At 67.4% G+C, this 26,218-nt stretch carries 19 protein-coding genes; 9 read left to right on the top strand and 10 right to left on the bottom strand.

Translation table 11 applies throughout. The annotated features are described in order from the left end of the window. Positions 1-14 precede the first annotated feature (14 nt). The 8 genes from murJ to V6V88_RS16600 form a co-directional block, all read right to left on the bottom strand. Entirely contained in the window at positions 15-1,574 is a 1,560-nt protein-coding gene (murJ, locus tag V6V88_RS16635) for a murein biosynthesis integral membrane protein MurJ (RefSeq protein WP_056324247.1), read from the bottom strand. A gap of 103 nt (positions 1,575-1,677) precedes the next feature. Further along, positions 1,678-2,436, bottom strand: coding sequence for a 3-hydroxyacyl-CoA dehydrogenase (locus tag V6V88_RS16630; RefSeq protein WP_338615667.1), 759 nt, complete (start codon positions 2,434-2,436; stop codon positions 1,678-1,680). A gap of 134 nt (positions 2,437-2,570) precedes the next feature. Beyond that, entirely contained in the window at positions 2,571-3,227 is a 657-nt protein-coding gene (gene adk / locus V6V88_RS16625; RefSeq protein WP_056324253.1) for an adenylate kinase, read from the bottom strand. A 91-nt stretch (positions 3,228-3,318) separates the two neighbouring features. Further along, positions 3,319-4,083, bottom strand: a complete 765-nt coding sequence (gene kdsB, locus V6V88_RS16620; RefSeq protein ID WP_142054661.1) for a 3-deoxy-manno-octulosonate cytidylyltransferase — start codon at positions 4,081-4,083, stop codon at positions 3,319-3,321. A 10-nt stretch (positions 4,084-4,093) separates the two neighbouring features. After that, a complete protein-coding gene (locus V6V88_RS16615; protein WP_056324258.1) occupies positions 4,094-4,276 on the bottom strand; it encodes a Trm112 family protein in 183 nt (60 codons plus the stop codon). A 69-nt stretch (positions 4,277-4,345) separates the two neighbouring features. Next, on the bottom strand, positions 4,346-5,506 hold the full coding sequence (lpxK, locus tag V6V88_RS16610) for a tetraacyldisaccharide 4'-kinase (protein ID WP_338615665.1): 1,161 nt from the start codon (positions 5,504-5,506) through the stop codon (positions 4,346-4,348). Then, on the bottom strand, positions 5,503-5,916 hold the full coding sequence (locus V6V88_RS16605; RefSeq protein WP_062840673.1) for a biopolymer transporter ExbD: 414 nt from the start codon (positions 5,914-5,916) through the stop codon (positions 5,503-5,505). The genes lpxK and V6V88_RS16605 overlap by 4 nt, the downstream gene beginning before the upstream one ends. After that, a complete protein-coding gene (locus tag V6V88_RS16600) occupies positions 5,913-6,536 on the bottom strand; it encodes a MotA/TolQ/ExbB proton channel family protein (RefSeq protein WP_056324265.1) in 624 nt (207 codons plus the stop codon). Before V6V88_RS16600 ends, V6V88_RS16605 begins: the two co-directional genes overlap by 4 nt. 349 nt (positions 6,537-6,885) lie before the next feature. Between V6V88_RS16600 and xseA the strand changes: the two genes are divergently transcribed. The 6 genes from xseA (at position 6,886) to pcaF (ending at position 17,096) form a co-directional block, all read left to right on the top strand. Further along, positions 6,886-8,253 carry an exodeoxyribonuclease VII large subunit gene (gene xseA / locus V6V88_RS16595; protein WP_223576072.1) on the top strand — a complete coding sequence of 456 codons (1,368 nt, stop codon included), beginning with the start codon at positions 6,886-6,888 and terminating at the stop codon, positions 8,251-8,253. Positions 8,254-8,298: 45 nt separating this feature from the next. Next, a complete protein-coding gene (locus V6V88_RS16590; protein ID WP_338615663.1) occupies positions 8,299-11,508 on the top strand; it encodes an ankyrin repeat domain-containing protein in 3,210 nt (1,069 codons plus the stop codon). Positions 11,509-11,662: 154 nt separating this feature from the next. After that, a complete protein-coding gene (sodB, locus tag V6V88_RS16585) occupies positions 11,663-12,241 on the top strand; it encodes a superoxide dismutase [Fe] (RefSeq protein WP_056324270.1) in 579 nt (192 codons plus the stop codon). Between the two features lie 278 nt (positions 12,242-12,519). Further along, positions 12,520-14,235 carry a methyl-accepting chemotaxis protein gene (locus V6V88_RS16580; RefSeq protein ID WP_062840675.1) on the top strand — a complete coding sequence of 572 codons (1,716 nt, stop codon included), beginning with the start codon at positions 12,520-12,522 and terminating at the stop codon, positions 14,233-14,235. 94 nt (positions 14,236-14,329) lie between these two features. After that, positions 14,330-15,724: a chloride channel protein gene (locus V6V88_RS16575; RefSeq protein WP_056324665.1), complete on the top strand. Its 1,395-nt coding sequence runs from the start codon at positions 14,330-14,332 to the stop codon at positions 15,722-15,724. 166 nt (positions 15,725-15,890) lie between these two features. Continuing rightward, positions 15,891-17,096, top strand: coding sequence for a 3-oxoadipyl-CoA thiolase (pcaF, locus tag V6V88_RS16570; RefSeq protein WP_338615660.1), 1,206 nt, complete (start codon positions 15,891-15,893; stop codon positions 17,094-17,096). Positions 17,097-17,193: 97 nt separating this feature from the next. Here the strand turns inward: pcaF and V6V88_RS16565 are convergent, their stop codons facing one another. Then, positions 17,194-17,739, bottom strand: a complete 546-nt coding sequence (locus V6V88_RS16565; protein WP_338615658.1) for a DUF192 domain-containing protein — start codon at positions 17,737-17,739, stop codon at positions 17,194-17,196. Positions 17,740-17,832: 93 nt separating this feature from the next. Next, positions 17,833-18,078 (bottom strand): cold-shock protein, encoded by a 246-nt coding sequence (locus V6V88_RS16560; RefSeq protein WP_006220277.1) that lies wholly within the window; start codon positions 18,076-18,078, stop codon positions 17,833-17,835. Between the two features lie 226 nt (positions 18,079-18,304). Here V6V88_RS16560 and clpS point away from each other — a divergent pair, with 226 nt between their 5' ends. The 3 genes from clpS (at position 18,305) to pbpC (ending at position 26,217) form a co-directional block, all read left to right on the top strand. Beyond that, the gene (gene clpS, locus V6V88_RS16555; RefSeq protein ID WP_056324280.1) at positions 18,305-18,619 is read left to right on the top strand and encodes an ATP-dependent Clp protease adapter ClpS; all 315 of its coding nucleotides are present in this window, start codon (positions 18,305-18,307) and stop codon (positions 18,617-18,619) included. A 249-nt stretch (positions 18,620-18,868) separates the two neighbouring features. After that, on the top strand, positions 18,869-24,010 hold the full coding sequence (locus tag V6V88_RS16550) for an alpha-2-macroglobulin (protein ID WP_338619624.1): 5,142 nt from the start codon (positions 18,869-18,871) through the stop codon (positions 24,008-24,010). Further along, positions 24,007-26,217: a penicillin-binding protein 1C gene (gene pbpC, locus V6V88_RS16545; RefSeq protein WP_338615656.1), complete on the top strand. Its 2,211-nt coding sequence runs from the start codon at positions 24,007-24,009 to the stop codon at positions 26,215-26,217. The genes V6V88_RS16550 and pbpC overlap by 4 nt, the downstream gene beginning before the upstream one ends. The last annotated feature ends 1 nt before the right edge of the window (position 26,218 follow it).

Genomic DNA, 26,218 nt, shown 5'->3' with positions numbered 1-26,218 from the left:
CCAAACAGGGGGAATTACGGCTTCGGGCGTCGTCCGAAGTCCCTGGGACGAAATCCAAACAGTAACAACATGCCGAAATACACCACGCCGCTGGCGGCCAGAACGCCGGCCAAAAGGAGCGCGCGCTGGCCGGCATGCGCCTGCAGGGCGATCCAATCGATGCGGGTGTCCGCATACCAGAGCAGCGCGGCCAGTCCGGCCAGGGCGGGCACCAGGCGCAAGGCAAACGCCGTCCAGCCGGCGCCCGGCTGGTAGACGCCGCGGCGGCGAAGGCCGATCAACAGCGCCAGGGCATTCAGGCACGCGCCCAGGCCGATCGCCAGGGCAAGTCCGGCATGCGCCAGCGTGGGGACCAGCGCCACGTTCAGCAGCTGCGTCACCACCAGCACGGCAATGGCGATCTTCACGGGCGTTCGGATGTCCTGTTTGGCGTAAAACCCGGGGGCCAGGATCTTGACCGCAAGCAGGCCGATCAATCCCGCCGAGTAGGAGATCACTGCCAAGCGCGTCTGCAACACGTCCTGCGCGTCAAAGGCGCCGTAATGGAACAGCGTGGCGACCAGCCCATCGGACAGCAGCGCCATGCCGACGGCGGCGGGCAGGCCCAAGAGCAGGACCAGGCGCAGTCCCCAGTCGAGCAGTGCGCTGTAGCCGCCGTGATCGTCGCGGGCGTGCGCGGCGGACAGGCTTGGCAGCAGAACGGTACCCAACGCCACGCCCAGGAGCGCCGTGGGAAATTCCATCAGGCGGTCGGCGAACGACAGCCACGTCACGCTGCCGGGCGTCAGCCACGTCGCGATATTGGTGTTGATGAGCAGCGAGATCTGCGCGACGGATACGCCCAGCGTGGCGGGCGCCATCTGCTTGAGGATGCGCTGCACGGTGGGATCGGCCCAGGCCTGGCCAAAGCGCAGCGAAAACCGCGGCGTGAGGCCCAGGCGCGCCAGCGCGACCCACTGAACTGCCAGTTGCGCCACGCCGCCGATCATGACGCCGACCGCCAGCGCATACACCGGCACGTCCATGCGCGGCGCAAGCCAGATGCAGGCGCCGATCATGGACAGATTCAGCAGCACGGGCGTGAAGGCCGGAACCGCGAAGCGGCGCCACGTGTTGAGCACGCCGGACGCGAAGGCGATCAGGGACATGCAGAGGATGTAGGGGAACATCATCCGCGTCATCCAGACCGCCGCGCCGAATTCGGTGTCGCGCGCCGCGCCGCGCAGGCCGCTGGCCATCGCCGACACCACCCAGGGCGCCGCGATGATGCCGATCAGCGTGACCAGCATCAATGCGGCGGTCAGCAGCAGGGCGACGCGGTCCAGCAGCGTGCGGACTTCGTCCTCGGAGCGGTTGTTGCGCGCGGCGCCCAGGATGGGCACGAAAGCCTGGGCGAAGGCGCCTTCGGCGAACAGGCGGCGCAGCAGGTTGGGAATGCGGAAGGCAACCCAGAACGCGTCGGTAATGGGGCCGGCGCCAAAGGCGCGGGCCACCAGGATGTCGCGGACCAGGCCGGAAATACGGGACAGCAACGTGAAACTGCTGACCGTGGCGGCCGAACGGAACAGGCTCATGGATGACTACTGAAGAGAATGCGGGCCGGATCGCCGCGGAGGATGGGGACGGAATGCCGGCCGCCAGCACGGCCGGCCCAGGCGGGCCGGCCATTGCGCTGGATTACTTCGGCGGCATGCGGATGGCGCCGTCCAGACGGATCGTTTCGCCGTTGAGCATGTCGTTGGTGATGATGCTGTGGACCAGCTTGGCGTAGTCTTCGGGCCGGCCCAGGCGTGCGGGGAAGGGGATGCTGGCGGCCAGCGAATCCTGCACTTCCTGCGGCATGCCAAAGATCATCGGGGTGCCGAAAATGCCCGGGGCGATGGTCATGCAGCGGATGCCGGTCTTGGCCAGGTCGCGCGCGATGGGCAGCGTCATGCCGGCCACGCCCGCCTTGGAGGCGGCATAGGCCGCCTGACCGATCTGGCCGTCAAACGCGGCGACCGACGCCGTGTTGATCATCACGCCGCGCTCGCCGGTGGGCTCGGGCGTATTGGCGCTCATGGCCTCGGCGGCCAGGCGCATCATGTTGAAGCTGCCGATCAGGTTGATCGACACGACCTTCTGGAACAGGGCCAGCGGATGCGCGCCGTTCTTGCCGACGATCTTGGCGGCGGGGGCAACGCCCGCGCAGTTCACCAGGCCGAACAGCGAGCCCAGTTCCAGCGCGGCGGCCACGACCTTCTTGCCGTCGGCTTCCTGCGTCACGTCGCAGTGCACGTAGCGCTGGCCGAGTTCCTTGGCGAGGGCTTCGCCGGGCTCGTCCTGCAGGTCGGCAATGACGACCTTGGCGCCGTTTTCAACCAGCATGCGGGCGGTGCCGGCGCCCAGGCCGGATGCGCCGCCGGTAACGATGAATACCTTGTTCGCGATTTCCATGTGTGTACCACCAGATCAGTTCAAGGGAAGGAAGGCGGCGCGCCGGGCGCCGGATGCGACAAGGCCTTCGGGCCAGGGCCGGAACGCGGTGCGTCCGGCCGGCGCCGAAGGCCTTTGGGCCGTCGAGGCGCCGATCAGCTTTGAACGGCTTCGAACAGGCGCGACTTGATTTCGTCGACCGCGCCCACGCCGGAGATCTTGCGGTACTTGGGGGCGGCGGCGGGATCCTGCTGCGCCCAGGCCGAGTAGTAGTCGACCAGGGGACGGGTCTGTTCGCGATAGACCGACAGGCGATGGCGCACGGTTTCCTCGCGGTCGTCGTCGCGCTGGACCAGGTCTTCACCGGTGACGTCGTCCTTGCCTTCGGTCTTGGGCGGGTTGAAGCGCACGTGGTAGCTGCGGCCGCTGGGCTGGTGCACGCGGCGGCCGCTCATGCGTTCAATGATGTCTTCTTCGGGAACGGCGATTTCCACGACGTAGTCCAGCTTGACGCCGGCGCTCTTGAGCGCGTCGGCCTGCGGGATCGTGCGGGGGAAACCGTCGAACAGATAACCGTTGGCGCAGTCGGGCTGCGTCAGGCGGTCTTGCACCAGGCCGATGATGATCTCGTCGGAAACCAGGCCGCCGGCGTCCATGACCTTCTTGGCTTCAATACCCAGCGGGGTGCCCGCTTTCACGGCGGCGCGCAGCATGTCGCCGGTGGAGATTTGGGGAATGCCGAAGTGCTGCGTTAGAAACGCAGCCTGGGTGCCTTTGCCGGCGCCGGGGGGTCCGAGCAAGATGAGACGCATGAGTGCTCCTGAAGGGGTTTATTTTTTGTGATCCGGGGGATTATGCCGCAACGCAGCAGCCAATGCGGGGCTGCGCCATGCGAAATAACCCTTATATCGGTTTGCTGTAGATCAAGCGGACGCGCTCCAGGTCGGCCGGGGTATCTACCCCGCCTGCAGGAGGCGTCGACGCCCGATGGACGACGATCGTGTGGCCATGCTCCATGGCGCGCAGTTGTTCCAGTGATTCGAAGCGTTCCAGCGTGCCTTGCGGCAGCGTGGGGAACCGGCGCAGGAACGAGGCGCGGTAGGCGTACAGGCCGATGTGATGCCACGCGGGCAGGCCGTCGGCCAGCACGCGTGCGCCGCCCGCCAGCGCGTCGCGCGCCCACGGAATGGGGGCGCGCGAAAAGTACAGCGCGCGATCGTCCGCGGCGCAGACGAGCTTGACGACGTTGGGATTGAACAGCGCCTCGGCGTCGGCCAGCGGGCACGCGCAGGTGGCGATGTCCGCCTGCGGATAGGCCTGCAGCTTGGCGGCGACTGCGTCGATGAGTTCGGGTTCGATGAGGGGCTCGTCGCCTTGCACGTTCACGACGATCGCGTCGTCGGGCAGGCCCAGTTGCTCGACCGCCTCGGCCAATCGGTCCGTGCCGGTGGGGTGGTCGCCGCGGGTCATCAGGGCGCGCAGCCCGTGCGCCTGCACCGCCTGCTGCACGCGCAGGTCATCGGTCGCGATGAAGATCTGCGAGGCGCCCGACAGCGCGGCGCGATCCGCGGTGCGCACGACCATGGGTTTGCCGGCGATGTCGGCAAGCGGCTTGTCGGGCAGGCGGGTCGAGGCGGTGCGCGCCGGAATGATGGCGATGAAGCTCACGATGCGGCGGTCAGCGGGGGGCTGCGGCGTCGTCCAGCGCGCGCGCTTCGGACTCCAGCATGACCGGAATGCCGTCGCGGATCGGGAAGGCCAGGCGATCCGCACGGCAGATCAGCTCGGCCTGCTGGCGGTCGTGTTCGAGGCGGCCCTTGCACAAGGGGCAAACGAGGATGTCGAGAAGGCGGGATTCCATGACCGGGATTCTAAAACAGTTTTGCCGCCGGACAGCGCGCGGCTCGTCGGGCTTGCGGCAAGCCGCCGGCTACGCCGTTGGGTTGTGACCCCGGTTTTTGGCGCCGCCGTTCGGGCCTCGGCCCGGGCGCGCTTTTCGGGCGCGCAGCGCGTCGGCCAGCCAGTCAAAGAGCGCCGGGTCGGAGAACGCGGCTTGCACGGGTACTTCCCACAGCCGGGGATCGTTCAGGGCGCCGCATTTGATGGCGTCCTTGGCGGTCACCAGGATGACGTCGGCATCCAGCGCCTGGAACGGCGACGTGGCGTAGTCGTGGTGGTCGGGTAGCGGGAGCGTGGCGGACAGCGTGATGCCGGCTGCCCGCAGCGTGGTGAAAAAGCGTTCCGGATTGCCGATACCGGCCGCGGCCGCGATGCGGGGCTGGCCGGCAAAGGCGGACAGCGGCTGCGTGTCGCGTCCCCCGATATGGCGCGCCAGACCGGGTTCGAGCCACATATGGACCTGGCGCGGAGGGGCGCTTTCGGTGTCTGACACCCTGGGGAGACGGCCGTCAGGCTGCGAACGTGCCGCAAGGGTGTCAGACACCGAAAGGGACACCGCAGGAGCGGCGCCGGGCGTGCCGATGTTGGTCACCACGGCGTCCACGTCGGCCAGCCGGCTGGCGGGCTCGCGCAGCGGGCCGGCGGGCAGCAGGCGCCGGTTGCCCACCCCGCGCTGGTCCTGCACCACGATTTCGATGTCGCGCGCCAGCGCCAGGTGTTGCAGGCCGTCGTCCGAGACAATGACGTCCACCCGGGGATGGGCGTCAAGCAAGGCCTGGGCGGCGAGGGCGCGCCTGGGGTGGATGGACACCGGCGCACCCGTGGCGCGGGCGATCAACGCCGGTTCGTCGCCGAAGCGGGCGGCTTCCAGGTCGCCCAGTCCCACGCGGGGGTGTGGGCCGACCTTGACCCCGTAGCCCCGGCTGACCACGCCCGGCGTGTAGCCGCGCGCCCGCAGGTTCTCGACCGTGGCGATCACCATCGGCGTCTTGCCCGTGCCGCCGACGTAGATGTTGCCGATCACGACCACCGGCACAGGGGCGCGGTACGCCACCTTGGCGCCGCTGGTGTAGCGTTCGCGCTTGCGCGCCACCGCCCAGGCGGTCAGCGCGGACAGGGGGCGCAGGGCGGTGGACAGCCAGCCGCCGCGCTGCCATTGGCGGGCCAGCAGTGATGCGCGTCTGTTTTTCAACGGTTGGTCTGGGCAGCGAAGTTGACGCGGCCGATGCCGGCGAGGCGGGCGGCTTCCATGATGTTGATCACGGACTGGTGGGTGGCCTGGGCGTCGGCGTTGATGATGATGAGCGGCTCGGTCTTGCCGGCCGCGGCCTGGCGCAGGGCCTCGGCGATTTCGGGCGGGGTCGAGACGTCGATCAGGGTGCCATTCAGGGCGTAGCGGCCATCCTGGCTGACCGCGACTTCCAGCGCGGGCGGCGTGTCCTGTTCGGAGGACGCCTGCGGCAGCGTTACCTTCAACTGCGTGAAGCGCGTGAACGAAGTGGTGGCCGCCAGGAAGATCAGGATGACCAGCAGGACGTCGATGAGCGGGATCAGGTTGATGTCCAGCTCATCGCGTTCGCCCCGGGATCCGCGGAAATTCATGGACGGGCCTCGCGGGGGGCGCGCGCCGGCGCGAGGGCGCGGATCAGGCGCGAGGCGGCCTGTTCCATCGCATTGAGGTAGTTGTCGACGCGGCCGCGCAGGTAGCGGTGCGCGATCATGGCGGGAATGGCGATAAGAATGCCGAAACCCGTGTTGTACAGAGCGATCGAGATGCCGCGCGCCAATTGGGCCGGATCGCCGCCGCCGGGGGTGTAGGAGCCGAAGATTTCGATCATGCCGACGACGGTGCCGAACAGGCCCATCAGCGGCGCGACCACGGCGATGGTGCCGATGGCGGAAATGTAGCGGGAGAGATCATGTGCGACGGCGCGGCCAGTGTCTTCGACCACGTTGCGCAGCTCTTCGCGGGGCAGGTGACGGTGACGCATCACTTCGGCCAGCACGCGGCCCAGCGGCGAATTGCGTTCCAGCCGGTGGATCGATTCGGGTGTGTCCTGGTGATTGCGCAGCATATCGGCGACCTGATCGTTCAGGCCGCGCGGCATCACCAGGCTTCGGCGCAGGGACAGGAAGCGCTCGAAGATCAGCGCCAAGCCCAGCACGGATGTCGCCAGCAGGGGCCAGATGGGCCAGCCGGCCTCGCGCAGAATGGAAAGCAAAGCGTCAACTCCTGAGAAGCCGAAGGCGCCGGAGGGGGCGCGTCGTGGCGTCTGAACAAGCCGAAACTGTAACGGCGCGGCGCGCATGTGGCAAGGCGGGGCGATCCCAAGCTATCCACAGAATCTGTGGATAATTCTGTGTAGAACTCAGCCAGAAGGCTTATGGGCACAGGGCTTGCGCTTGTTTGCTTCAATTGAGCGCAGCGCCTTATCGCATAAAGAATATATAAATCATGCACTTACACCGAATTTGCTGCGTTTCTGGGCCGTTGCTGCAAATTCCTGGGGACGCGGTATCATTGCGGCCCGCTCCGCCTGCCCTGTGGACAGGTTCGCATCGGAAAGCCCCATGACAATTGAACTCCCAGTCACAAACAACGCATTTGCGCGGGAAATCCTTACAGTTGCCCAGTTGAACCAAGCAGTGGGGCAGTTGTTGGAGCGCAGCATCCCGGCGCTGTGGGTGCGTGGAGAAATTTCCAACTTCACGCAGGCGGCATCCGGGCATTGGTACTTCACGCTCAAGGACAGCCGGGCCGCCGTGCGGGCGGTCATGTTCCGCAGCCGCGCCAGCGCCGTGGGTTTCGTGCCCCGGGCGGGCGACCAGGTCGAGATCCGCGCCCGGGTTTCCCTGTACGAGCCGCGGGGCGACTATCAGCTGCAGGCTGACGCCATGCGACGGGCAGGATTAGGCAATCTGTACGAGGCCTTTCTGCGACTGAAAGAGCAGCTTGCTTCCGAGGGGCTGTTCGATGCGGCCCGCAAGCGCGAGCCGGTCCGGCTGCCCCGCGCAATCGGCGTGATCACCTCGCTGCATGCGGCGGCGCTGCGCGACGTGCTGTCGGCGCTGGCCCGGCGGGCGCCGCAGGTTCCGGTCATCATCTATCCGGCCCCGGTTCAGGGTGCGGACGCCGCGAGCAAGCTGGCCGCCCAATTGCGTCTGGCCAATGAACGAGCCGAAGTGGACACGCTGCTGCTCGTGCGCGGCGGCGGCAGCATCGAAGACCTCTGGAGCTTCAACGACGAGGACCTGGCGCGCCAGGTGGCGGTCAGCGAGATCCCCGTCATCAGCGGCGTGGGCCACGAAACCGACTTCACCATCGTGGACTTCGTATCCGACCTGCGGGCGCCCACGCCCACTGCCGCTGCAGAACTGGCATGCGCGCCGCGCGCCGAATTGCTCGGCCGCGTCATGCAGACCCTGCAGACCATGGTGCGGGGCCAGCAACGGCGGCTTGAGCGGGCGGCGCAGCGCCTGGATCGCGCCACCGCGCAGCTCGTTTCCCCGGCGCAGCGCTTGCAGCACCAGCGCGAACGCTTGAACAGCCTGCAGTACCGCCTGGCCTCGGCCTGGTCGGCGCCGCAAGGACGGCGCACCGCGCGGGTCAATCTGCTGGCCCAGCGCCTCAGTCATCGCGTGCCCGACACGGGTCGGGCCGCGGAACGCCTGGCCGGCGCCGTGCGCCGTCTGGGCCAGGCCCAGGCGCGATTGCTCGTCGAGCGTCGCAACCGGCTTGCCGCCGCATCCGCGCAGTTGCGCGCGTTGGATCCGGGGAACACGCTGGCGCGCGGTTACGCGATCGCGCGCGACGAGCAGGGCCGCATTGTTCGCGACGCGGCCGCGCTATCGGCGGGCCAGCCGCTGGACCTGAGCTTCGCGCAGGGCGGCGCGCAGGTCCAGGTGCAATCCACGCGTTCCACGCGCGACCCAAGCTGATCTTTCCGCGCCGCAAATCCTTTCCACCCAAACCCTGGCGGCAGGATGTTCCAAGACAGAAATCTGAAATGGGCGGCGACCGGTCTGGCCGCGGCGATATGGGCAACGGGGGTTGGCTCCGTGGCGGCGGCGGCAGCGCCCGCAGCCACCGCGCCCTCGGTCACGCCGACCGCAGCCGCAGCCGCCGATTGCAACTGTGCGTCGCCGTACCGCGAATACAAAAACGCCGACACCCCGCAGACCGAGGCGTTGTTCGCGGCGGTCAGCCGCAACGATGAGGCGGCGTTTCTGGCCGCGCTGGCGCAGGTGGATCGCCCTGGCGACTATGCCTTGAACGGCGTGCCGTTGCTGCACGCTTTGCTGATGCCGCCCCGCGGCCTGCGATCGCAGTACGTGTATTGGGACCTGACGCCGGAAGATTCCGCGCGGCTGCGCCAGGCCCACGAGGCCGGCCTGCCGGCCCGCGCGCGGATGCTGGCGGCATTGCTGGCCACCAACCCCGCGCTGGATGACATCACGTACGAGTCGCGGCGCCCGCCGCTGCACCTGGCCCTGCTGTACGGCTCGCCGGAGACGATCGAGGCGCTGCTGGCCGCGGGCGCCAACCCGGACCAACGCGGCGACGCCAACGAAACGCCCCTGGAATTCCTGCTGAACCGCGATTTCGAATATGCGGTGCGCATGACCTACCTGCCGCGCCTTGTCGATCGCAAGAACATGACGCGGATGGTGGTTGCCTTGTTCGGCGCCGGCGCCAGCCGTCCCTATGCGGCGCTGGACGCCGCGGACAAGGCCGCCGCGTCGAGCGCGATAACGGACGGACAAGGCCGGGTGCGGCCGGCGGCCGACTTCCTGTGCTGGCTCCCGTTGGTGGAATTGACCGAGGGGGCAGAAGCGCTGCGCGCGTTGGCCGCCTCGGGCAGCCGCCCCGCTTATGAAGAGGAGCTGACCGCGCTGGCGTTCGCCGCCTACCAGGGGGATGCGCAGGCAGTGTCGTTCTTGATGGAGCAGGGTCCGCGCACGATCCCCGCCACGGGGTGGGGCGAGAGCGGGGAACGCGATGTGTGGCTGGACGCGGCGCAGGCGGCGGTCGAAGGCGGGCACCCCGAAGCCGCCGGGTTGCTGCTGCGCGCGGACATGCCCTTTGCGCAACGCGGCCCGCAGGTGGGCTCAGGCGGTCTGCTCTTCGCCAAACCCGAGATGGGCAACCGGCCCATCATGAACTTGGCCGCACAGCGCGGCGACGCGCAGACGGTGCGGCGCCTGCTGGCCCTGGGGGCGCCGGTCGATGGCGACCTGGCGGAGCCGCACGGCAACACCCCGCTGGCCGATGCCGTGCAAGCCGGCAAGCCTGACGTCGTTAAGACGCTGCTCGCTGGGGGCGCCGATCCCGGCTTGCGGCGCGACGGCTACGACCGCCAGTCGGCGCTGGATGCCGCGGCGCGGGCCGGGGACACGACGCTGCTGCGCACCCTCTTGTCCGCGATGACGCCCGACGCCTTGCGCGCGGCGTTGCAGGATCCCGGCAACTCGCCGGTGGCGCAGCTGTTGCGGCAACCGGGCGGGCAGGGCGCGGCGGTCCTGCGCATGTTCGCGGACGCGGGGTTCGACATGAAAACCCTGGACGCGGGCGCCATCCGCCAGGCGCTGGAAAACAGCGATACGGCGCTCGCCCTGATGCTGATCAACGCTGGCGTGCCGGTGAATCCGCCGGCGCCGGCGGCCGGGCGGAATGCCGCGCCAGCCGGGCCGGAGGATGCGGGCGGCACGCCGCCCCTGTTGCTGGCGGCCACGTCCGGCCACGTCGCCGTCGTCGATGCGCTGCTCGCCAAGGGCGCGGACCCGGCCGCCATCGCACCGGACGGCGAGAGCGCCTTGTATTGGCTGATCGGCCGTCAGGACGCCGCCATGCTGGATCGGCTGCTGCGCGCCGGCGCCCGCTTCGACGACCCGCGGCTACCGGCAGCGCCCAATCCGTACGCGCTGCTCAACGCCGCCGTGGTGTCAGGCGACATCGGCACGGTGCGCCGCGTGAGTGCCGCGAATGGCCAGGCGATCGCGCAGGCCTGCCTGCCGGACAACGCCGAGTTCGTGCTGGTCGACAAGCCCGGCTACTTTGCGCAACTGCATGCGGCCGGGTTCACCGGCCACGAATCGGCATGCGCGCGTGATGGACGCCGCTTGCCCGAGCGCGTCGTGTCGACGCTGTTGCAAAGCCGGCAACTGATCACCGCGCGGCACGACACCGTGGTCCAGGTGCTGCGCCAGTTCAAGGACGCGGGAACCGACCTGGATGCGCCGGTGGCCTGCGACGACACGCCGCTGACGGCTGCGATACAACTGGGCCGCCAAGACCTGGCGGATGCGCTGCTGGAGGCGGGCGCGAGCCCTGACGCCGGCGCCGCCTCGGGCCGTGGGCCTGCATGGGTTGCGCTAGAAACTGGCCAGCCCGGGATGCTGGCCTTGCTGGCGCAGCATCGCGCGCGGTTCGATGCGGCTGTCGCGCCGTCCGGGCAGTCGTTTCGCATGGCGCTCGTCTGCCAGTCCGATCCGGTCTTCGCGAAGACGCTGCAGGACGCGGGCGTCACGCTGCAGGCGGAGTGCGCGCCACCGGCCGCGCAAGGCCGGCGCCTGGGCGCGAAGGCCGCGAACAAATCCACCGAAGCCATCCGCGTTCCAGGACACTATTTTCTGAGCGGTGTTCGGGAGGTCGGCAGCGAATTGCTGCTGCGCGAGGACGGCAGCTTCGAATACTTCCTGAGCTATGGCGCCGTCGACATCAACGCGCGCGGAGCCTGGCGCGCCGACGGCAAGCGGATTTTCCTGGACACGCCGCCGCTGCGGCCGTTTTCAGCCATCGCCAGCGTGCGCGCCGACAGTCTGCCCGCCGAGCCCGGCATGCTGACAGTGCGGGTGTATCACCGCGGCAGGCCGGTCAGCATCGATGTGGCGGCGTCGTCGGCTGATGCCGATTACGGCGGCGGGCCGCGCCGATCGGAAGGCGCGGACGGCGTCAGCGTGCCCATCGCCGAAGGCACGCTGAAGTCCCTGGCCGTATTCGTGCCGTTGCCGGCTGGCGAACGCTGGCATGAGGTGGACGTGAGCCGCATCGATCCGGCCACCCGGTCCATTCGCATCGATATCGACGTGCCCGACGCCGCGGCCAGCGCGCCGCTGCACAAAGTCCTGGCCGTGGCCGACGACGGCGCCTTGGTCGAGACGTCCGGCGGCAGGGAACTGCGCTACACGAAGTGACGCGATGCCCGCGGTCGCGCGCGGGCGCTGGGACGGCCCGGTAATAAGCATGTGCCTGTTAACCCCGCGCCAGCGCGGGGTTAACACGGTATCCTCAGGAGTTGCCGATACAATTGACCGGCTTGATCGTGCTCTCAACAGAAGGAACCATCACATGGCACATACTCTTCCCCCCCTGCCTTACGAACTCGACGCCCTGGCGCCGCACATCTCCAAGGAAACGCTGGAGTTCCACTACGGCAAGCATCACCAGACGTACGTCACGAATCTGAACAACCTGATCCCGGGCACGGAATTCGAAACGCTGTCGCTGGAAGACATCGTGAAGAAGTCCTCGGGTGGCATTTTCAACAACGCCGCTCAGGTCTGGAACCACACCTTCTACTGGAACAGCCTGGCTCCCAAGGCCGGCGGCGCTCCCACCGGCGCGCTGGCTGACGCCATCAACGCCAAGTGGGGCAGCTTCGACGCCTTCAAGGAAGCCTTCAACAAGTCGGCTGCCGGCAACTTCGGTTCGGGCTGGACCTGGCTGGTCAAGAAGGCCGACGGCTCGGTCGACATCGTCAACACCAGCAACGCCGCCACCCCGCTCACGACGGCCGACAAGCCGCTGCTCACCTGTGATGTCTGGGAACACGCGTACTACATCGACTACCGCAACGCGCGTCCCAAGTATCTGGAGAATTTCTGGGCACTGGCAAACTGGGATTTCGCGGCCAAGAACTTCGCCTGATTTCCGTTCCCGGGCGCCGTGCGGCCTCCGCGCCGCACCCCGTGAAAACGACCCCTCGCCCCGGCGAGGGGTTTTCTTTTGTTCAGGAAAAATTCAGTTTCGAAAACCGGTGTCGACTGTCGATTTCATTACACGAAACTGACACGGGAACTGGCTTCTCTTCAGGGTAAGCCCTAGGCCAAACGTCGCTATCGTTTCCTCCGGCCTGCGCCTCTACCCCGGAGCGCAGGGCTGCGGCAGCGCCGCCACAAGCCGGGGCACTCACAGGGAAGGGAAGCATGTTGCGGTTATTTTCGGGAATGCGCATCGGGGCACGCCTGACGGGCGCGTTTTTGCTGGTGGCGGTGATAGGCGGTGCGATCGGGGCGTTCGGCGTATGGGGGCTGTCGCGCATCAATGAAATGAATGACAGGCTTTACGACACCGAACTGCGCGGCATTTCGGATCTGAAGGAAGCCAACCTCAACCTCATCTACGCGGGGCGTGCGCGTAACGCGTACCTGGCCGCCTCCTCCGAGGACGCGCGGCTGGCGCTGCGCAAGCAGTTCGACGATGCGGTCAAGACCATGGACGGCCTGCGGGACAAGGCGGCCGAGAATTTCTATGGCGAACCGGCCAAGCGTCTGCTGGCGCAGTTCAATGAAACCGAGCAGGCGTGGAAGCGCGAGGCCATGGCGTTCTTCGAGGCGGCCAAGTCGCAGCCATTGACGCAGACCGACGCGCGCGTGGCCGAGACCGAAAGGCGCTTCATCGCGACGTCGCAAAAGCTCGACGATCTGATGACCGACCTGGCGGTCAACAAGGAAAAGTCCGCCGAGCTGTCCGTGCAGGATGGGACGGATCTCTACAACACGGTTCGCGCTGTCATGATCGCGCTTGCGATCGCCGGCGTGGCCATCGGCATGCTGCTGGGATGGCTGGTGACGCGAGGCATCGTGCGTCCGCTGAGCGAGGCCGTGTCGGCGGCGCGCCAGGTGGCCGCGGGCGACCTGACTGCCGATATCCGCGTCGCCACGCGCGACGAAACCGGCGACCTGATGGCGGCGCTCAAGGCCATGAACGAAAGCCTGGCTCGCATCGTCAAGGATGTGCGCGACGGCTGCGAGAACATCGCTTCGGCGTCGTCCCAGATCGCGCAGGGCAACTCCGACCTGTCGCAGCGCACGGAAGAGCAGGCGTCCTCGCTGGAAGAGACCGCGGCGTCGATGGAGCAACTGACCAGCACGGTGCAGCAAAACGCCAACAACGCCGGGGAAGCCGACCGTCTGGTCAGCCAGGCGTCCAGCGTTGCCGTGCGCGGCGGCGAAGTGGTCGAAGGCGTGGTGCAGACCATGAGCGCAATTTCCGACAGCTCGCGCCGCATCGCCGACATCACGGGCGTGATCGACGGCATTGCATTCCAGACCAACATCCTGGCGCTCAACGCCGCGGTGGAAGCCGCGCGTGCGGGCGAGCAGGGCCGCGGCTTTGCCGTCGTGGCGGGCGAGGTGCGCACGCTGGCCCAGCGTTCCGCCGTGGCCGCCAAGGAGATCAAGGCCTTGATCGATGAATCGGTGACCCGCGTCGAAGGCGGCACGCGTCAGGTCGACGAAGCCGGACGCACGATGCGTGAAGTGGTCGACAGCGTGCGCCAGGTTGCCACCCTGGTGCGCGAGATCTCGGGCGCCTCGGAAGAGCAATCGGCCGGCATCGGCCAGGTGAATCAGGCCGTGTCGCAGATGGACGCCGTGACCCAGCAGAACGCCGCGCTGGTCGAGGAAGCGGCAGCGGCCGCAGCCAGCATGCAGGAGCAGGCCACCCGCCTGGCGCAGGAAGTGCGCCGCTTCAAGGTCGATGCGGGCGGCGCGACGGCGGTTCAGGCGCAAGCCCGGTTGCTGCCGTCGGAACGCACCGCGGCGCGCAAGCCCGCCGCCGCCGCGCAGGCCGCGCGACCGGTGCAGGCCCGGCCCGCGCTGGCCAACGCCTCGCAGGACGACGACTGGTCTTCCTTCTAAGGCGGCCGGCCCCGCGACAGGCGGCGGCCGTTCGGTTACGGGTCAGGCGGGGATGGTATGGTTGGCAACCCGCCACACCACCCATTTCTCGTCCATGCCCCTGCCCGACCCCGTCCGCCGCGTCATTGCCCGAACACGCCGGCTCACGCGCCGCAAAGTGCGTCAGGTCAACCGGCTGTCACGCAAAAGCGTGCAACTGGGGCTGCTGCTGGGTGGCGCCGCGCTGGTGGCGCTCATGTCGCTGGGTTTTGCCTATCTTGCCGACAAGGCGCTGGCCTGGAACCGGCAGTGGGTGGCTTACAACGGATGGCTCGCGCTGCTGGTGATGCCGTTCGGCCTTGCCGCCTTGCGCTGGCTCACGTTGCGCTTCGCGCCCAATGCCTCGGGCAGCGGCATTCCCCAGGTCATTGGCGCGTTGTCGCTGCCGCCGGGGCCCAGCCAAAGCAGTCTGGTGTCCTTGGCGCAAAGCCTTTGGAAAATTCCGTTGGCGTTCTTTGGCATGCTGGCGGGCGCGTCGATTGGCCGCGAGGGGCCTTCGGTGCAGGTCGGCGCAGCGCTGATGCTGGCATGGGGCGACTTCTGGAAGCGGCGCGGCCTGCAGTTGCGCGGCTTTCACGCCAACGAACTGATCGCCGCGGGCGCCGCGGGCGGCCTGGCGGCGGCGTTCAACGCGCCGCTGGCCGGGGTCATCTTCGCGATCGAGGAACTGGGCCGCGGCACGGTGCTGCGCTGGCAGCGCCTGGTGCTGATCGGCGTATTGGCCGCCGGCTTTCTGGTCGTGGCCGTTGAAGGCAACAATCCCTATTTCGGCGTGTTCGGCGGTGCGCCGCTGTCCCAGAACATGCTGATGTGGATCGTCATCTGCGGCGCGCTCAACGGCGCGCTGGGCGGCATCTTCGCCCGCCTGCTGGGCAAGGGCCCCGTCCTGGCGGCGCCGCAATCGTGGCGCGGCTGGATCCGGGCGCATCCGATCTGGACGGCGTTCATCATGGGCCTGGCCCTGGCGGTCATCGGCCTGTGCACCGCGGGCAGTGTCTACGGCACCGGCTACGCCGCCGCCGCCGATCTGCTCAACGGGAAGGACTCGGTGCCGGACGGCTTTGGCATCGCCAAGCTGTTCGCGACCGTGGCGTCGTACTGGGCGGGCATTCCCGGCGGCATCTTCACGCCGGCGCTGACCACGGGCGCGGGCATCGGCCACCACATCTGGGAGCTCGCGGGCAACGGCGTCGACCAGCGCGTGCTGGTATTGGTGTCAATGGCCGCCTTTCTGGCGGCCGCCACGCAGGCACCGTTGACGGCCAGCGTGGTGGTGATGGAAATGACGGGCAGCCAGCCCATGCTGTTCTGGCTGCTGGTGGCGTCGCTGCTGGCGTCCGGCGTGTCGCGCCAATTCTGCCCGCAACCGTTCTACCATCTGGCGGCCGGCCGTTTCCGCCGGCAAGCCATCGTCGAGGCGGGCCGCGCAGCCAAGGCCGGGACGCCCTGATTGCGTGCACGGGCGCCTGCTTTCGGGCGCAGCGCGGCCGACTAATGTGAACGTCCATTGGACACTGTCCGTGCAGCGGACATCCGTGCAACGCACCAACTTGGCGCGAAACCGCTGCGTTAAGATCGTCCGATCCCGAGTTCTTTCACTTCACTCCGAGCTTCCCATGACCGTGAATGCCTTTATCTGTGATGCGATCCGTACCCCCTTCGGCCGCTATGGCGGTGCGCTGGCTTCGGTGCGCCCCGACGATCTGGCTGCCGTAGCCATCAAGGCCCTCGTGGCGCGCAATCCCGGCGTGCGCTGGGAAGAACTCGACGACGCCATCATGGGCTGCGCCAACCAGGCGGGCGAAGACAACCGTAACGTGGCCCGCATGGCTACGCTGCTGGCCGGCCTGCCGATCGAAGTGCCCGGCGCTACCGTCAACCGCCTGTGCGGTTCTGGCCTGGACGCCATCGGCACCGCCGCGCGCGCCATCCGCGCCGGTGAAGCCGGCCTGATGCTGGCCGGTGGCGTGGAAAGCATGAGCCGCGCCCCGTTCGTCATGGGCAAGGCCGACAGCGCCTTCTCGCGCAGCGCCGCCATCTACGACACCACCATCGGCTGGCGCTTCATCAACAAGCTGATGAAGGCGCAGTACGGCGTGGACTCGATGCCCGAGACCGCCGAAAACGTCGCCGACGACTTCAACATCAGCCGCGCCGACCAGGATCAGTTCGCGCTGGCCAGCCAGCAAAAGACCGCTCGCGCACAGAAGGAAGGCGTCTTCGACGCCGAGATAGTGCCCGTGTCGATCGCCCAGAAGAAGGGCGATCCCATCGTCGTGTCCAAGGACGAGCACCCGCGTGAAACGTCGCTGGAGTCGCTGGCCAAGTTGAAGGGTGTGGTCCGCGAAGGCGGCAGCGTCACCGCCGGCAATGCGTCGGGCGTGAACGACGGCGCCGCCGCGCTGCTGCTGGCCGACGAAAAGGCCGCCGCCCGTCATGGCCTGACCCCGCGCGCCCGCGTGGTCGGCATGGCGACCGCCGGCGTCGCGCCGCGCATCATGGGTATCGGCCCGGCGCCCGCCACGCAAAAGGTGCTGGCCCAGACCGGCCTGACGCTGGATCAGATGGACGTGATCGAACTGAACGAAGCGTTTGCCGCGCAGGGCCTGGCCGTGCTGCGTCAGCTCGGCATCGCCGACAACGACCCGCGTGTGAACCCGAACGGCGGCGCCATCGCCCTGGGCCATCCGCTCGGCGCCAGCGGCGCGCGTCTGGCCACCACGGCCATCAACCAGCTTCATCGCACCGGTGGCCGCTATGCCCTGTGCACGATGTGCATCGGTGTCGGCCAAGGCATCGCGCTGATCGTCGAACGCGTGTAAGGCAACGACCCCGGGCGGACAGTACCTGCCGCCCCAACGACAAGGGAGCCCTCGGGCTCCCTTTGTCATGTATCGGTGCTGACAGATGCCGGCCGAATCAGGGCAGCCCGTCCAGCTTCTTGCCCGCGGAGATGCCGTGGGCGTCGAACCACCCCTGCGCCATCTCCAGCGCGTAGCGCACGGGCTTTTTCGCGCAATGGGGATCTTCGGTCTGCGGCGCCATGTCCTCGATGTTGACGATCGTGCCGTCGTCGGCGATAAAGGCAATCGACAGGGGCAGCAGCGTGTTGCGCATCCAGAAGCACTGCACGTCCGGGCGGTCAAAGACGAACAGCATGCCGTCGTTGCCGGGCAATTCCCTGCGGAACATCAGGCCGTCGCGCCGCGTGGCGTCCGTGTCTGCGACTTCCGCGCGGATAATATGGATGCCTGCCGACAGCTGGGTGGTCGGCAGCTTGGGTTGCGGACCGGTCTGTTGCTGGGCGCTGGCCGGCAAGGGCAGGGCGGCGGTTGCGAACGCGATGGCTGCGGCGGCAATCACCGAACCCTTGCGCCCCGCCGCAGTTCCCGCTGACGATGCCTTGGTGAACGTTGTTTTGAACAGTGAGCGCACAATGGGAAACAAAACTGCAATCTTCAGCATGGTCCGGCGGAGTAATTAGAAAATAACAAGGCGGGGCCCGAAAGCCCCGCCTGGATAATGGCGCAACCTTACCGTTGCGCTTTAAAGGGTAACTCAGGCTGCCGTAATATTGAGCGCCTGTTTGCCTTTAGGCCCCTGAATAATCTCGAAGGCCACTTTCTGGCCTTCTTTCAGGGTTTTAAAACCATTCATCTGGATGGACGAGAAATGGGCGAACAGATCTTCACCGCCATCGTCGGGCGTAATGAAGCCAAACCCCTTTGCATCGTTGAACCATTTGACGGTGCCCGTCGATTTGGGATTGTCCCCTTGGACGGCGGTTGCGGTCGTATCAGACATGCGGCCTGCCTCATTGAATCGTATGTTGACAGAAGGGCATTGTGGTCTAGACCCCTGTCCCCCCTCCGGCTTCCTGGCAGATTTTCGGTGAATTGAAAACCCCAGAATGCGTGGATAATGCGCCGCTTTTCTTGACCTAGTCAAGTATGGATACTACGTATTTCTGCGTGTAATTTTCAGTAAGTTGAGTGGTTGCCGTCCCCAGTTTAAATAGAATACCCGCCCTATGAGTTCTACCTTGGATTCCCAGCATGACTTGGTCGTCGAAAAGGCGCCGGCTCGCGCTGCGCCGCCACCGATGTACCAGGTGCTGCTGCTCAATGACGACTACACCCCGATGGAGTTCGTCGTGAAAGTGCTGCAGAAATTCTTCAATAAGAATCAGGAAGAGGCGACGCGGATCATGCTGCAGGTCCATCACGAAGGTCGAGGCGTCTGCGGCGTTTACCCGCGCGACCTCGCGGCCACGCGCATCGCGCAGGTCGGTCAATATGCGCGGGCGCGCCAGCACCCGTTGCAGTGCGTGATGGAACCGGTTTGAAAACGAAAAAAGACAGCGCCGCCAGCAATGGCGGCGTTGTGCTGCCGGTTACATCCCGGATGACGGGATGAACGGTTTTGCCGCGTAACGGGAAGCGCGCGGCGCATGCGGGTCGGCAGCTCCGCCGCTAAGGAGCGTTGCATTCTAGTGGGCGGGGAGGGTTTCGCCGTGAGTGGAAAGTTCAACAAGACCTGGCTGGCAGTAGCCGGGGTCGCGGTCTTGGCCGGCGCCCTTGGCGTGGGCTGGTGGATGGGCAAGGGACAGCAGCCGGCAACGCCGGCCGCGGTTCCGGCGGCGCAGACGGCAACTGCCGCTGCCCCGCAGGCGGCGAACGGCGGTGCGCCAGCGCTGCCGGCCACTGCAACGGTGGGTGCCGCGGATCCGTTCGCCGCGTTGAACTGCCAGCCTCGCCAATACAACGATGCCTTGTCGCTGGCCGTGACCTTCACGCAGCCAGTGGATGCCAAGAGCAATCTGGATGCCTTCCTTCAGGTGACCGACACGGGTTCGACTGCGGGCAAGGCCGACGAGGACAGCGAATCGGCGGCCGCAACCGGCCAGCAGCCGGCCTCCGTGCGTCCTGGCGATTCCGCGCCCAAGGGCAAGATCGTCAAGGGCAACTGGGTCGTCGGCGACAACCCGCGTGTCGTGTACTTCCCCTACGTGCAGCCGCAGCGCTCGTACGCCATCACGGTCCGCTCGGGCCTGCCGGGCGCGGGCGAGAAGGTCGCGCTGGCCGAGGCCTCGCATTGCGAAGTCAGCACGCAGGCCATGCCGCCTTCGTTCTACTTCGCCAGCCGCGGCGTGGTACTGCCCGCCGGCCAGAACGGCGGCCTGCCGGTGGCCACGGTCAACGTGCCCGAGGTCGACGTGCAATTCCTGCGCGTATCGCCCGAACGTGTGCCCGAACTCTTCGACACCGTGTTGGGCGTGGGCCGCACGCCGGCCGCCTCGGACGACGAGGACGACAACGGTTACGACGAGAACGACTGGCGCTATGCCGGCAACCGCAGCCTGAAGGGCTCGGTCAGCAACTGGGACCTGGACCGGCTGAATTCGCTGACGACCAGCGTTTATCAGGGCCGCTTCGTCACCGACGACAAGCCGAACCGCCGCCACGTCACGTTCCTGCCGGTCGAAGGCATCAAGGAACTGCAGGAGCCGGGCATCTATGTCGCGGTCATGAGCCAGCCGGGCCGGTTCCGTTACGAATATCAGGTCACCTATTTCTACGTCAGCGACATCGGGCTGCACGCGCGCCGTTACAGCGATCGCATCGAAGCGTATTCGGTGTCGCTGAAGTCCGGCCAGGCCATTTCGGGCGCCGTGTTCGAACTGGTGGACGGCGCCGGCAAGCCGCTTGCCAAGGCGGCTGCCGATGCGCAGGGCCATGTCCGCTTTGACGGCAGCTTTGCCAACGCGCGCGTCATCCGCGCCTCGCGCGACAAGGAAATGACCGTGCTGGCGCTGGGCGAACCGGCGCTGGACCTGTCCGAGTTCGACACGGGCGGCCACGCGTCGCGCGCCAACAATCTGTTCGTCTATGCGGGCCGCAACCTGTACCGCCCTGGCGAAACGTTCCATGTGTCGGTGCTGCCGCGCGACCTGGACGGCCGCGTGCTGACCCCGTCGCCGCTGACCGCCACCATCAAGCGCCCCGATGGCCGCACGGTGCAGACCGCACTGTGGCAGCCGCAGAAAGACTTGCCCGGCTACGTCGAGCGGGCAATCGATCTGCCGCTGGATGCGCAGACCGGCACGTGGATGCTGGAATTGCGCGTCGATCCGGCCTCGCGCGCCCCGGATGCCTCCTGGAAATTCCAGGTCGAGGAATTCCTGCCCGAGCGCATGAAGATGGCGCTGACCTCGGGCCAGGACGTGTTGTCCCCCGACGAGGAACTGACCGTCGATGTGCAGGGCGATTACCTGTACGGCGCGCCTGCGGCGGGCAACCGCCTGTTGGCCACCTACCAGGTCAAGCGTGACCGCTTCGCGCTGGCCCAGCAATGGCCCGGCTTCATCTTCGGCGACGTGGCCGACGATACGCGGCGCAGCTTTGGCGAATTGCCGGAAACCGCGCTGGACGACAAGGGCCGCGCGCAACTGGACGTGAACCCGAACGCCTCCGGCACGCATTCGCCGATGAAGGTACGCGTGTCGGCCAGCCTGCTGGAATCCGGCGGCCGCCCCGTGGTGCGTTCCATCGAACGCACCGTCTGGCCCGCCGACAAGCTGATCGCCGTGCGTCCGCAGTTCGACAGCGACGTGGCCCGCGAGAACGCGCCGGCAGGCTTTGAAGTGATCCGCGCCAACGCGCAGGGCAAGGTCGAACCGCTTGCGCAGGCGCAAATGCGCCTGTTCCGCGAAGAGCGCCAATACTATTGGCGCTTCGACGACCAGCGCGGCTGGAACAGCGGCTATACCGAAACCGAGGAACTGGTCGATTCGCGCGAAATTGCGCTGAAAGATCGCACCCAGCTGACGGTGCCGGTCAAGTGGGGCCGTTACCGCCTGGAAATCACGGATCCGGAAACCGGCGAAACGATGCGCTATCGCTTCTATGCCGGCTGGAATGCGCAGGACGCCGACGCGATGGGCAACCGTCCCGACCGCGTGCAGATGAAGCTGGAAGGCGTGCCGGCCAAGCCGGGCGACACCGTCAAGCTGACGCTCACGCCGCCGCATGACGGCCAGGCGCTCATCACCGTCGAAGGCGACCGCATGTTGTGGTCCAAGTGGGTGGCGGTGAAGGCGACCGGCACCGAGGTCGAGATTCCGGTCGACAAGGAATGGAAGCGTCACGACCTGTACGTGGCGGCCGCGGTATTCCGCCCGGGCAGCGAAGGCGACCGTGTCACGCCGGCCCGTGCGCTGGGCCTGGCATTCCTGCCGATCGCCAGCGCCGACCGCAAGCTGGACGTCAAGCTCACCGCCGCGCCCAAGGTCGTGCCGGAGACGAAGACGACCGTGCGCGTGAAGGTCGACGGCGCGCAGGGCAAGCAGGCGATGGTGACGCTGTCCGCGGTCGACGTGGGCATCCTCAACATCAACCAGTACGCCACGCCCGACCCGCTGGATTACTTCTTCGGCAAGCACCGCTACGCGCCCGAGTTGCTGGACATGTACGGCAAGCTCATCGAAAAGATGGACGGCACCAAGGGCAAGCTGAAGTGGGGCGGCGACGCCGCGATGCGCGGCGACAGCAAGAGCCTGCCCAAGAAGGTCAAGCTGGTGGACCTGTTCTCGGGGCCTGTTGCGCTGAACGCGCAGGGCGAGGCCGACATCCCGCTGGACCTGCCCGACTTCAACGGCACCCTGCGCCTGATGGCCGTTGCGTTCACGCCCGACAACTACGGCAGCACCGACGCCGAAATGGTGGTGGCCGCGCCGATCGTGGCCGAACTGAACACCCCGCGTTTCATCACGCCGGGCGACCAGGCCGCCATTGCGCTGGACGTCACCAACCTGAGCGGCGCCGAGCAGAAGATCTCGGTCAAGCTCGAAGCCCTGGATCCGCTGGCCATCGTCGATGGCGTGCGCACCGTCACGCTGAAGGACAAGCAGCGCACGACCCTGCGCTTCACGGCCACCACCACCGGTTCGTACGGCCTTGGCCTGATGCGCCTGACGGTGGACGGGCAGGGCGGCGCCAAGCCGGTGCACATCGTGCGCGAGTCCGTGCTGCAGGTGCAGCCGGCGCACGCGCCCGAACGCCAGGTCCGGCGTCTGCGCCTGAATCCGGGCGAATCGCAGCCGGCGCAGGCCTCGTGGGTCGCGTCCTACTACCCGGACTCCACCACCGTCAGCCTCACGGTGTCCAACCGTCCGCCGTTCAACGTCAACCGCCTGGTCGAGGACCTGCTCAACTATCCGTACGGATGCACCGAGCAGACCATCAGCGCAACCATGCCGTGGGTGATGCTCGATGAGGATTCGGCCAAGCAGTTCGGCCTGAAGCCGCGCACCCAGGCCGAGCGCGCCGCCAAGGTGGCGGGCGCCATTGGCCGCCTGTCCGGCATGCGCAACTCGGTGGGTTCGTACAACCTCTGGAGCGGCTCGTCCTCGCGCGATGTGTGGCTGACGGCCTATGCCGTGGGCTTCATGCAGGACGCCCGGGACCGCGGTTTCGACGTGCCCGAATCGTCGCTGGACCGTTCCCGCACCTGGCTGCTGGAACAGGTGCAGCAGAGTACGGGCGCGTTCGGCACGTGGTCGGCCAACCTGCGCCGCAACGTCGAGGCCAACCGCATCGACAGCAGCGACGCCAACGTGCTGCGCGAAGACCATCGCCGCTTCGCCGGCCTGGCCACCGCCGCGCTCGTGCTGGCGCGCGACAAGAAGGCCCCGCTGTCGACCGTGCGCCAGCTCTTTGACAACTACCAGGAACGCGCGCGTTCGCCGCTGCCGCTGGTGCAACTGGCTGCCGCCTTCAAGCTGATGGGCGACGAAGGGCGCATGAAGCAGGCGCTCGACCTGGCCATGACGCGCGCCTATGGCATCAACATCAACAACCGCAGCAGCGCCTACTACGACGAATGGATGGGCGATTACGGCAGCAGCGTGCGCGACTACGCGCTGTCCTATGCGCTGGTTTCGCAGTACGAGTTGCGTCACGAGCGCAGCGAAAACCTGCTGAACCAGCTCTCCAGCCGCCTGGGCAATCGTTCGTACCTGTCCACCCAGGAACAGATGGCGCTCCTGTTGGCCGCGCGCGCCGCGGGCGGCAGCAAGAACACGCCGTGGGAAGCCGTGCTGACCGTCAATGGCGAGCGCAAGCCGCTGTCCGGCGGCAAGAGCGACCAGACGGTCTCGCTGTCGGCCGCGGATCTGGCGGGCACGCAGATCCAGAACACCGGCAGCCAGTCTCTGTTTGTCGAGTACGACATCCAGGGCAGCCCGACCGCGACCCCCGCGCCGCGCAACGACATCATCCAGCTCAAGCGCGGCTGGTACCGTCCGGATGGCCGCCCGTGGGATGGCGGCACGCTGCAGACCGGCGACATGCTGGTGGTGTGGGTCCAGGCCAGCGCCAACCAGAACATCCCGGACGGGCTGCTGGTTGATCGCGTGCCGGCGGGCTTCGAGGTCGAAAACCTGAACCTGTCGCAAAGCCCCGAGATGCAGGACTGGAAGATCGGCGGACGCCGCGTGGCCGACGCCATGTCGGATTCCAACATCAAGCATCGCGAGTTCCGCGACGACCGCTATGTGGCGGCGGTATCGCTGGGCCGTGGCAAGGTGGACGTGTTCTATCTGGTGCGCGTCGTGACGCCGGGCCGCTATGCGGTGCCGTCGACGGTGGCCGAGGATATGTACCGCCCCGAAATCCGCGGCGTGGGTGAGCAATGGAGCACGGTCGAAATCCGCGATCGCGGCGCCAAGCGTCCTTGAACGCCGCCGCCGCACCCGGGGCGGGCGCATCGCGCGCCCGCCGCTGGCGGCGGCGCGGCATCTTCGCGGCCAGCGCGTTGTCAGCGCTGGCCGCGTTGTTATTCGCGCTGGACCGCCTGTATCCGCTGCCCCCCATCGACTCGGGCGGGGCAGCCGTCGTCGTTGCGGCCGATGGCACGCCGCTGCGCAACTATCCCAGCCGCGACGGCATCTGGCGTTATCCGGTCCAGCCCGGCCAGGTGTCGCCCCGCTACCTGGAAACCTTGCTCACCTATGAGGACCGCTGGTTCTACTGGCATCCGGGGGTGAACCCCGTGGCCCTTGCGCGTGCCGGGTGGCAGTGGGCCACCAACCGCCGCATCGTGTCGGGCGGATCGACGCTGACCATGCAGGTGGCGCGGCTGATCGATCCGCAGCTTGCCGGCAAGCCGTCGCGCACGATGTCGGCCAAGCTGCGGCAGGCCTGGCGCGCCGTGCAGCTTGAAATGCACTACAGCAAGGACGAGATCCTGTCCCTGTACCTGACGCATGCGCCCATGGGCGGCATCGTCGAGGGCGTCGAGATGGGTTCGCGGCTGTGGCTGGGCAAGCCCGCCCGCGACCTGGGGCCCGCCGAAGCCGCCATGCTGACTGCCTTGCCGCAGGCGCCGTCGCGGCTGCGCCCCGACCGCCACCCCGAAGCCGCTCAAGCCGCGCGCGACAAGGTGCTGGACCGCATGGCCGAACTGGGCCGCTGGACGCCGGCCGAGGTGGCCGACGCCAAGATCGAGACCGTGATAGCGCCGCCGCTCAGGGCGCGCTGGCTGGCGCCCCTGGCCGCGCAGCGCCTGCTGCTGGAGGCGGGCGGCCCGCGCCGCGCCGGCGGACGGCCGCCACTCGTCACGTCCACGCTCGATGCCGACATGCAGGCGTCGGTGGAACAAATGTTGCTGGATCGGGTCGATAACCTTCCGCCGAAGGTGTCGATGGCGGTGCTGGTCATGGACAACGACTCGCTGGAGGTCAAGGCTTACGCGGGATCGGCAGATTTTTCCGACAATTCCCGTTACTCGCATGTGGACATGGTGCGCGGCGTGCGTTCGCCGGGTTCCACGCTGAAACCGTTCCTGTATGCGCAGGCATTGGACGAGGGGCTGATCCACTCGGAAAGCCTGCTGATGGACGCGCCCATGTCGTTTGGCGGGTACGCGCCCGGCAATTTCCAGGCGGCGTTCGCGGGGCCGGTGAGCGTGGCGCAGGCCTTGCAGCGGTCGCTCAACGTGCCGGCGGTGGACCTGCTGGACCGGGTCGGACCGGTCAGTTTCGCCTCGGTTATGCTGGCGGGAGGCGTGAAATTACGTATGCCCGCAGGGGCGGAGCCGAATCTGAGCTTGATTTTGGGCGGGGGCGGCACCACATTGGAAGAACTGGTCGGCGCTTATCGCGCGTTGGCCCGGGGCGGCGTCTCGGGGCGGCCCCGCCTGACGGCGGAGCAACCCCTTGTCGAGTCCCGTATGATGAGTCCTGGCGCGGCCTGGATCGTGCGGGACATCCTCGAAGGCGGTGGACACCCGGACCGGCCGTTCTACCAGTCCGGCAGCCCCGGACGGCAACTGGCCTGGAAAACCGGAACCAGTTTTGGCTTCCGGGACGCCTGGGCGGTCGGAGTGACCGACAGATGGACGATCGGCGTATGGGTCGGCAGACCCGACGGTACGCCGAACCCGGGATTTTTCGGGGCGAATGTGGCGGCGCCGCTACTGCAAGACATTGTGGCGGCGTTGCCGGAAGGCGCCCAGCAGGTCCGCGTCAGGCCCGAAACGGTGCAGGCGGTGGTGACATGCTGGCCCGTGGGTTACAGGCTGGGCAGCGAGCCCTCGGGCGCGTGTCCCGAGCAGCGGGCCGCCTGGATGCTCAATGAAACGGCGCCGCCCTCGTTTGCGGGCTATGCCGATGCCACCCAGGGACCGCTGCGGCTCGGCGGCGTGGCCAACGGTTCGGTGCTGCGGCCCGTGCCCGGCATGCGGCAAGTCGCGCTGGACGTCGACGTCCAGGGCGCTGAAGGCGAAGTATGGTGGATGCTCGATGGTCGTGTCGCAAGTCATGGCGCCGCGGGTCATCCGTTTAATTTGGTGCTGGCGCACGACGGCCGGTATACGCTAACCGTCATGGATACACATGGCCGGCACGACAGCGTGGTTTTTGAAATCGCTGGCGTTACGCCATGAT

This window comes from Achromobacter sp. E1 (genome assembly GCF_037039475.1).
In the GTDB taxonomy this organism is placed as follows: domain Bacteria; phylum Pseudomonadota; class Gammaproteobacteria; order Burkholderiales; family Burkholderiaceae_B; genus Achromobacter; species Achromobacter mucicolens.
Note: the sequence above shows the minus strand (reverse complement) of the source record. Positions and strands in the feature narration are given on the sequence as shown.